Annotated in this window: 8 protein-coding genes; 7 read left to right on the top strand and 1 reads right to left on the bottom strand. The window is 47.6% G+C overall.

Going from position 1 to position 7,309, the window contains the following annotated elements:
* The 6 genes from ACLR2L_RS17395 to ACLR2L_RS17370 form a co-directional block, all read left to right on the top strand.
* A partial coding sequence (locus ACLR2L_RS17395; RefSeq protein ID WP_413369917.1) for a chemotaxis protein CheA occupies nucleotides 1-1,447 on the top strand: 1,447 nt, incomplete at its 5' end.
* A gap of 17 nt (nucleotides 1,448-1,464) precedes the next feature.
* Nucleotides 1,465-2,634: a protein-glutamate methylesterase/protein-glutamine glutaminase gene (locus ACLR2L_RS17390; protein ID WP_413369915.1), complete on the top strand. Its 1,170-nt coding sequence runs from the start codon at nucleotides 1,465-1,467 to the stop codon at nucleotides 2,632-2,634.
* Nucleotides 2,635-2,671: 37 nt separating this feature from the next.
* Nucleotides 2,672-3,442 carry a ParA family protein gene (locus tag ACLR2L_RS17385; protein ID WP_413369914.1) on the top strand — a complete coding sequence of 257 codons (771 nt, stop codon included), beginning with the start codon at nucleotides 2,672-2,674 and terminating at the stop codon, nucleotides 3,440-3,442.
* Nucleotides 3,443-3,444: 2 nt separating this feature from the next.
* The gene (locus ACLR2L_RS17380; RefSeq protein ID WP_413369912.1) at nucleotides 3,445-4,275 is read left to right on the top strand and encodes a chemotaxis protein CheW; all 831 of its coding nucleotides are present in this window, start codon (nucleotides 3,445-3,447) and stop codon (nucleotides 4,273-4,275) included.
* An 18-nt stretch (nucleotides 4,276-4,293) separates the two neighbouring features.
* Nucleotides 4,294-4,782, top strand: coding sequence for a chemotaxis protein CheW (locus tag ACLR2L_RS17375; protein WP_140956069.1), 489 nt, complete (start codon nucleotides 4,294-4,296; stop codon nucleotides 4,780-4,782).
* Nucleotides 4,783-4,797: 15 nt separating this feature from the next.
* Complete coding sequence (locus tag ACLR2L_RS17370; protein WP_413369910.1) at nucleotides 4,798-5,214, top strand: DUF2802 domain-containing protein; 417 nt, start codon at nucleotides 4,798-4,800, stop codon at nucleotides 5,212-5,214.
* A 10-nt stretch (nucleotides 5,215-5,224) separates the two neighbouring features.
* Here ACLR2L_RS17370 and ACLR2L_RS17365 read toward each other — a convergent pair whose 3' ends face one another.
* On the bottom strand, nucleotides 5,225-6,664 hold the full coding sequence (locus ACLR2L_RS17365) for a glycoside hydrolase family 28 protein (protein ID WP_413369909.1): 1,440 nt from the start codon (nucleotides 6,662-6,664) through the stop codon (nucleotides 5,225-5,227).
* A 262-nt stretch (nucleotides 6,665-6,926) separates the two neighbouring features.
* On the opposite strand from ACLR2L_RS17365, the gene ACLR2L_RS17360 reads away from it, so the two are divergent.
* Nucleotides 6,927-7,309, top strand: a 383-nt coding sequence (locus ACLR2L_RS17360; protein ID WP_413369907.1) for a homoserine O-acetyltransferase/O-succinyltransferase family protein, incomplete at its 3' end; no start/stop codon positions are given.

Raw genomic sequence — 7,309 nt, 5'->3', positions numbered from 1 at the left:
TGAAGCGCTGCTTGATCAGCTACATGGTCAGGGCAAAGCCCCTGGTGAAGCCAAAGCTGAAACCAAAGCTGAAGCACCGGTAAAACCTGCTGCGCCAGAAAAACCACGGGTTAAAGTAGAAAACGATAGCAAGCCAGCGGCAACGCCTAAAGCAACGGAAAAACCGGCCGCTGCAAAACCCGCAGCTGCCAGTAAACCTGCAGCAGCACCAGCCGCAGATCCTGCGCCCGCTAAGAAAGATGATAAGAAAGCTGCCGCTGCGCCGCCTCCAGCTGAAACGACAGTTCGTGTTGATACGCGCCGATTAGATCAGATTATGAATATGGTAGGCGAATTGGTATTGGTTCGTAACCGGTTAATTAGTCTTGGTATTAATATCAACGATGAATCTATGTCCAAGGCAATTGCAAACCTGGATGTAGTAACGGGTGACTTGCAGGGCGCAGTAATGCAAACCCGTATGCAGCCTATCAAAAAGGTATTTGGCCGATTCCCACGCGTTGTGCGGGATTTGGCGAGAAGCCTGAAAAAAGAAATTACGCTTGAACTGGAAGGTGAAGAGACCGATCTGGATAAGAACCTGGTAGAAGCCCTGGCTGATCCGCTGGTGCATTTGGTTCGAAATTCAGTTGACCACGGTATTGAAATGCCTGAAGACCGTGCCGCAGCGGGTAAACCCCGAATGGGTACGGTGAAGCTTTCTGCCTCTCAGGAAGGGGATCATATCCTGCTTGTTATTGAAGATGACGGCAAGGGCATGGATCCGGAAAAGCTGAAAGAAATTGCGATATCCCGCGGTGTACTGGATGTTGATGCCGCTGCCCGCATGTCAGATGTGGAAGCGTTCAATCTGATTTTTGCTCCAGGTTTCTCAACCAAGACAGAGATAAGCGATATCTCTGGTCGTGGTGTGGGCATGGACGTTGTTAAAACCAAGATTAATCAGTTAAACGGTACAGTGAATATTGATTCTCAGCTTGGCAGGGGTACCCGCCTTGAAATCAAAGTTCCGCTTACTCTGGCTATTTTGCCTACGCTGATGATTGTGGTTGGAAAACAGACATTTGCACTGCCGCTGGGTGCTGTAAATGAAATAATTAACATGGATATCAAGAAGACCAACACTGTTGATGGTCAACTAACCATGATTGTGCGCTCAAAAGCAATCCCATTATTCTTCCTCGGCGAATGGTTAATCCGCGGTCCCAAAAACATCGACCGCAAGAAAGGCCATGTCGTAGTAGTGCAAATTGGTACACAACAGGTTGGTTTTGTTGTTGACGCACTTATTGGCCAGGAAGAAGTGGTGATTAAGCCATTAGATGCGTTACTGCAAGGCACGCCTGGCATGGCTGGCGCTACAATAACCTCTGATGGCGGTATAGCACTGATACTGGATATTCCAAGTCTGTTAAAACGCTATGCGCGAAAAGCACTAAAAAAATAACTGAGGAATATTGCTAAATGGCCTTCAAAGTCCTGGTGGTCGACGATTCGAGTTTTTATCGCCGCCGGGTTAAAGATATTCTGAATGAAGACCGTTCTCTTGAGGTGGTTGGCGAAGCCAAAAACGGACGCGAAGCAATTGATATGATCAAGTCGCTGCGGCCGGATGTCGTCACCATGGACGTGGAAATGCCGGTTATGGACGGCATTTCTGCGGTGAGACGGATTATGGATGAATGTCCTGTTCCCGTAATTATGTTTTCCTCCCTCACTCATCAAGGGGCAAAAGCCACTTTGGATGCGCTGGATGCGGGAGCCGTTGACTTTTTGCCCAAGCGATTTGAAGAAATCGCAAAAGATCGCAGTGATGCAGCAACTATTCTGAGAACTAAAGTCAGGTTACTGGCAAGGCGTACACCGTTATCTATCCAGCGACGTCCATTGACATCGCCTGGTGGTATTACCGCTCGTACTGCAGTACCCGTGCCATCGGCCCCGTCAAGGGCATTACCCAGTAATGCACCTAAAACAGCATTTGTCAGAAGTTCTTCGCTATTAGCTGGACGCACAGAAGCCGTTGAACCCCAGATAGTGACTCAGGTTCGTCGAAGCGGGAAACGTTATCGTTGCCTGGCGATAGGCGCCTCAACAGGTGGTCCGGTTGCATTACAAAAAGTACTTAGTGTTCTGCCCGAAGGATTTCCTTATCCGGTATTCCTGGTGCAACACATGCCAGGTACGTTTACCAAAGCGTTTGCGGAGCGACTGAATCAGCATTGTCAGATTCGGGTGAAAGAAGCGGAACACGGCGATGTGGTGCAAAATGGCTGGGCTTACCTGGCTCCGGGTGGAAAGCAGATGACTGTTGATAAGTTGTCTGGGCAACCCAGAATTGTGATCACAGAATCAGACGCCGCTGATATTGGCTACAAACCCAGTGTTGATACTACCTTTAATAGTTTGTCGAATGTCTATGGTGGCGACACGTTAGCCGTTATTTTAACCGGCATGGGTGCCGATGGCCGTGAGGGGTGTCGAACGCTTAAAGGGTTAGGAGCCAAAATATGGGCACAGGATCAAGCCAGTAGTGTGGTTTACGGTATGCCGCAAGCGGTAACCGTGGATAAGCTGGCGGAAGTGAATATTAGTATAGATGATATAGGTAGCTGCATAATCACCGAGATGTAACCGGTGAGCCGATATTAGCGCTGGTGGGAGAGTAGCAGTGAAAATCTGGACCATTGCCAACCAAAAGGGCGGGGTAGGGAAAACAACTACAACCGTGACATTGGGCGGACTGCTTGCCAGGCAGGGGCACAATGTATTATTGGTAGATATGGATCCCCATGCCTCGTTAAGCTATTACTTTGGCATTGATTCTGAAGAGTTATTGCATTCAGTTTACGATATTTTTGCTAATCCTTCCGGCATGAGCGACGATAAAGTCTTAGATTGTTTGTGTCCAAGTAAGCTGGATAGTCTGTTTATTTTACCGTCCACCATGGCGTTGGCTACGTTGGACCGTTCCATGGGCAATCAAATGGGTATGGGGCTGGTATTAAAGAAGGCCCTGAAACAAATTGAGTCGCAATTTGATTACGTGTTAATTGACTGCCCACCGGTATTGGGTGTGTTAATGGTAAATGCCCTTGCTGCATGCCAAAAAGTGGTGGTACCGGTTCAAACCGAGTTTCTGGCACTAAAAGGACTGGACCGCATGATGCACACGTTAACCATTATGAGCAAGATGCTGGAGCGTGAATTTGATACGCTGATTGTGCCAACGATGTTCGATCGTCGCATTAATGCAGCGATAGCGGCACACAAACAATTGCTGTTAGATTACAAGGAACAAACCTGGAAAGGCATGATTCCGGTTGATACCCGATTCAGGGATGCCAGCCAGATGCAGACACCGGCCTCAATTGCTTACCCTAAAGCGCGGGGCGTGTTTGCGTATCAGAAATTATTGAATACTTTGGACAGTGACGACTAACGATGAGTAAGAATACGCCGTTTGCAAAAGAAGAGGTAATGGAAGAGTACCTCAGCAGCTTGCTGCGGGATGTTGACGATCCAGCAGAAGTCACCGCGCGCACGGCAAAATTGCTCGAACAGGCTACGGTTGTTGTACCGGATGTTTCAATAAGTGCCCCACCCGTCATTGACATGCCAACAACCGATAATCGAATTGCGGAAAAGCCCCGCGAGCGTGTGGTTGCCAATGTGTCCGGAAAGGTTTCTGCAATGGTTTTCGGAAAGGTTTCCGAGCCTCAGGAAAGTCTGCTTAAAAGAGTAGAAGAGCAGGTGGCCGCACAGCACAAGGCGGAAGGGCCGCCTAACGCACCGGTATTGCCGTTAGAAAAGCGGTTAGATAATAAATTTCAGGCATTGTTTTTTGAAGTGGCAGGGTTAACGCTGGCGGTGCCATTAATCACTTTGGGTGGCATTCACCGGATTTCAAAGATTGGCCCGCTATTTGGTAAGCCTAAATGGTTTATGGGCGTAATGCTGCACAGAGAAGAAAAATTAAGCGTAGTTGATACTGCGCAATGGGTAATGCCAGAAAAATACGATCAAAAACTGGCAGATCAGCTAAACTATCAATATCTTATTATGTTAGGCGATAGTTCCTGGGGGCTCGCCAGCGAAAAATTAGTTAATACCGTATCGTTAACAAAGGCCGATGTTAAATGGCGTGAATCGTCAGCAGGCAAGCGTCCTTGGTTAGCGGGTATGGTGAAAGATAAAATGTGTGCATTGCTTGACGTTGATGAGTTAATTGCAATGCTGAATAAAGGCTTGGGCAGTAAAGACCAGGTGCCATAGTCAATTGGAGCCAAGTACATGAGTGATGACAGAAATAGTAACGCATCGAACGTAGATGATCAGGTATTGCAGTGGGTTACCTATCGTTTGGGTGAAGAAACCTATGGCATCAATGTTATGCAGGTACAGGAAGTACTGCGCTATACCGAGATTGCCCCTGTGCCAGGCGCACCGGATTACGTATTAGGTATTATTAACTTGCGTGGTAATGTAGTAACAGTTATCGATACCCGCGCCCGCTTTGGTTTGCCGCCGGAAGAAGTAACTGACAATACCCGTATCGTGATCATTGAATCTGATGAACAGGTAGTAGGTATTCTGGTTGATAGCGTGGCTGAAGTGGTGTATCTGAGATCGTCTGAGATCGACAGTGCGCCAAATGTGGGTACAGAAGAAAGTGCCAAGTTTATCCAGGGTGTAAGCAACCGCGACGGCGAACTGTTAATTCTGGTTGACCTGAATAAATTATTAAGCGATGAAGAATGGGACGAATTAAGCAGCCTGTAACGGCCTGATTATTACATGGAAGTATCAAAACCCCTTCTTATTGCAGTGTTTGCCTGCCTCCTGGCCACAGGAGGCTTTGTATTAAACTGGCTTTTAACGCGCAAACAAATTCGCTTGCTTTCTGCCGAGCTCGAAGCGCATAAAAAGTTAATCCAACAACTCACCAAAGCGCAACAAAACTTCTATAACACCATTGAGGAAGGCCAGGCTCGCAGTATGGCCGTCGCCCGCTCGGTTACAACGTTGGAAAGTGAAATAAGCGCACTGGCAAAGCAAATTAAAACGGTAAGCGAGCAGGATCCAGACAGCCGGTTATATCAGCGTGCTGCAGAGATGTTGCAAGCCGGTGCCAGCATTGATGAAGTTATGCACAGTTGCGATCTGCCGGCAGCCGAGCTACAACTGTTGATGAATATTCACAAGCCCGCTTAACAAACCCGTATTACTTCATTTCAATGCGCTTCACGTGGTCGTGAGAGTAAGCCTCTCCCGAAATTGACTCTACAGTTAAGTTACGTAAGTAGACCTCATCTACCGGCAGCTCAGCTTGCCCTTTTATCTGACTGATAAAAGCAGCGTTATTCACCGACACATTGGAAATGTGAATATGCTCTATGGGTGTTAATCGGCGTTCATAGGTAGGTACAAGATGGCGCCATTGATATAACACATCGGTGTCTATTGCCAGAATGCCACCACCAATGCTATCGGCCTTTACATTTTCCACAATAACGTTGCGAACAAAACCGCCCCGTCGCTCATTGGTTTTTATAAACACGATATTCCCGGTGCCGCTGTAGGGGAGAGCGTCAGACTGGAACACTTCACTGCCGTCGAAATGGCAATCATGTACCCATATGTTCTCGACACCGCCGGATAGCTCGCTACCGATGGCGAGCAATTGATGGGCTCGCTTTATCCGGCAATGACGCATCACAATATTGCGGCACGGCATATTCAGTCGCCATGCGTCGCGGTTTCTGCCTGCTTTTACTGCAATCGCGTCATCACCCTGATCGAATGTGCAGTGTTCAATCAGCATGTTTTGTGTCATCTCCGGATCAACACCGTCGTTATTGTGCCCATGTGCCGATACACTCACGTGGCGAAACACAACGTCTTTACACATAAAAGGGTGCAGCACCCAAAACGGACTGTCCTGAATGTGTATGCCTTCTACCAATATATGCTGGCAGCGATTGAATTGCACAAAGTGTGGCCGCAGATTGGCCCCGGCGTAAGTCATCAGGCGATGTTCTACAGGCACATCCTGAGACGCCATGTGATACAAATTGGCCAGGGCATCCATGTGTGCTTTAGGCCGAGCGTACCAGGCTTGCCATACATCCAGTTTTGCCTGTAGTGTGCCTTTACCAGTAATAGCAATGTTGTGGCAATTGTACGCATAAACGAGTGGCGAGTAGTTGAAACATTCCATGCCTTCCCAGGTTGTTTGTACCGGCGGTAAATAATCTGTCGGATTTGCTGAGAATAACAGGGTCGCCCCTTCTTCCAGATGCAGATTCACGTTACTGAGCAAATGAATCGGCCCACATGGCCAGGTACCTGACGGAATAATCACTTTGCCTGCACCAGCCTGGTTGGCGGCGGCAATGGCGTTTCGCAGTGCTGTTTGTGTGGTTGATTGATTATTTTCAGCAGCACCAAAATCCCGGATGTTGAAATTAGCAACGTCAGTAAAGTCAGGAATTTCGATCGCTGGCATATCGAATGGTGCGTCAATCGCAACGAATTGCGTTGCTGGTTTTATTGGCTGACTATTCATTTTCACAGCAGTACATCCTGGTAAGGCCAGGCAGGCAAGGCTGCCCTGTAGCAAACGACGACGAGACAAGGAAGTGATTTGAGGTATTGGCGGCATATTAATATTTCCATTTACTTCACATAGCCACGCAGGTTCAAAAGGGCATAAAGGTGCCCAGCTATAATATAAATACGAGTGGTGTAAAAGTGTTGTTTGTATTCTGACAGGGGAATTTGATTTTCCTTCCGGATACGAAACGTTTGGTGTGCCATGTAAAGAATTACGTCCGTATAAACATTTAGACGTCTAGACGTAAAGATGTTGACATTGCCAGAACTTTAGCGACAATAGCACAACTAGATAATCGCCCGGAGTGACTATGCCTATCAGGATCCCAGAAAACTTACCTGCACAAAACGTGTTATTAGGTGAGAACATTTTCACCATGGATAGCCAGCGTGCTGCGAGTCAGGATATCCGACCCATGGAGGTGGCTATTCTCAATCTTATGCCAAATAAGATTGCTACCGAGGTGCAGCTTTTACGTCTGTTATCCAATACGCCACTGCAAATCAATGTAGATTTGATCCGCATTAATGACATGGCGCCCAAACATACGCCGCAGTCGCACATGGATGCATTTTACCTGGATTTTAATGACGTTGCAGACAAGCGTTATGACGGGTTAATTGTTACTGGTGCACCTTTAGCGCTGCTGGACTATGAGGATGTAAATTACTGGGACACCATGAAAACCATTCT

Source organism: Alteromonas sp. AMM-1 (genome assembly GCF_047290655.1).
GTDB lineage: Bacteria > Pseudomonadota > Gammaproteobacteria > Enterobacterales > Alteromonadaceae > Alteromonas > Alteromonas mangrovi.
Note: the sequence above shows the minus strand (reverse complement) of the source record. Positions and strands in the feature narration are given on the sequence as shown.

Excerpts from the sequence above, each read along its gene's own strand:
- ACLR2L_RS17390 (WP_413369915.1), top strand. The coding sequence starts at position 1,465 with ATGGCCTTCAAAGTCCTGGTGGTCGACGATTCGAGTTTTTATCGCCGC.
- ACLR2L_RS17375 (WP_140956069.1), top strand. The coding sequence starts at position 4,294 with ATGAGTGATGACAGAAATAGTAACGCATCGAACGTAGATGATCAGGTA.
- ACLR2L_RS17380 (WP_413369912.1), top strand. The coding sequence starts at position 3,445 with ATGAGTAAGAATACGCCGTTTGCAAAAGAAGAGGTAATGGAAGAGTAC.
- ACLR2L_RS17365 (WP_413369909.1), bottom strand. The coding sequence starts at position 6,664 with ATGCCGCCAATACCTCAAATCACTTCCTTGTCTCGTCGTCGTTTGCTA.
- ACLR2L_RS17370 (WP_413369910.1), top strand. The coding sequence starts at position 4,798 with ATGGAAGTATCAAAACCCCTTCTTATTGCAGTGTTTGCCTGCCTCCTG.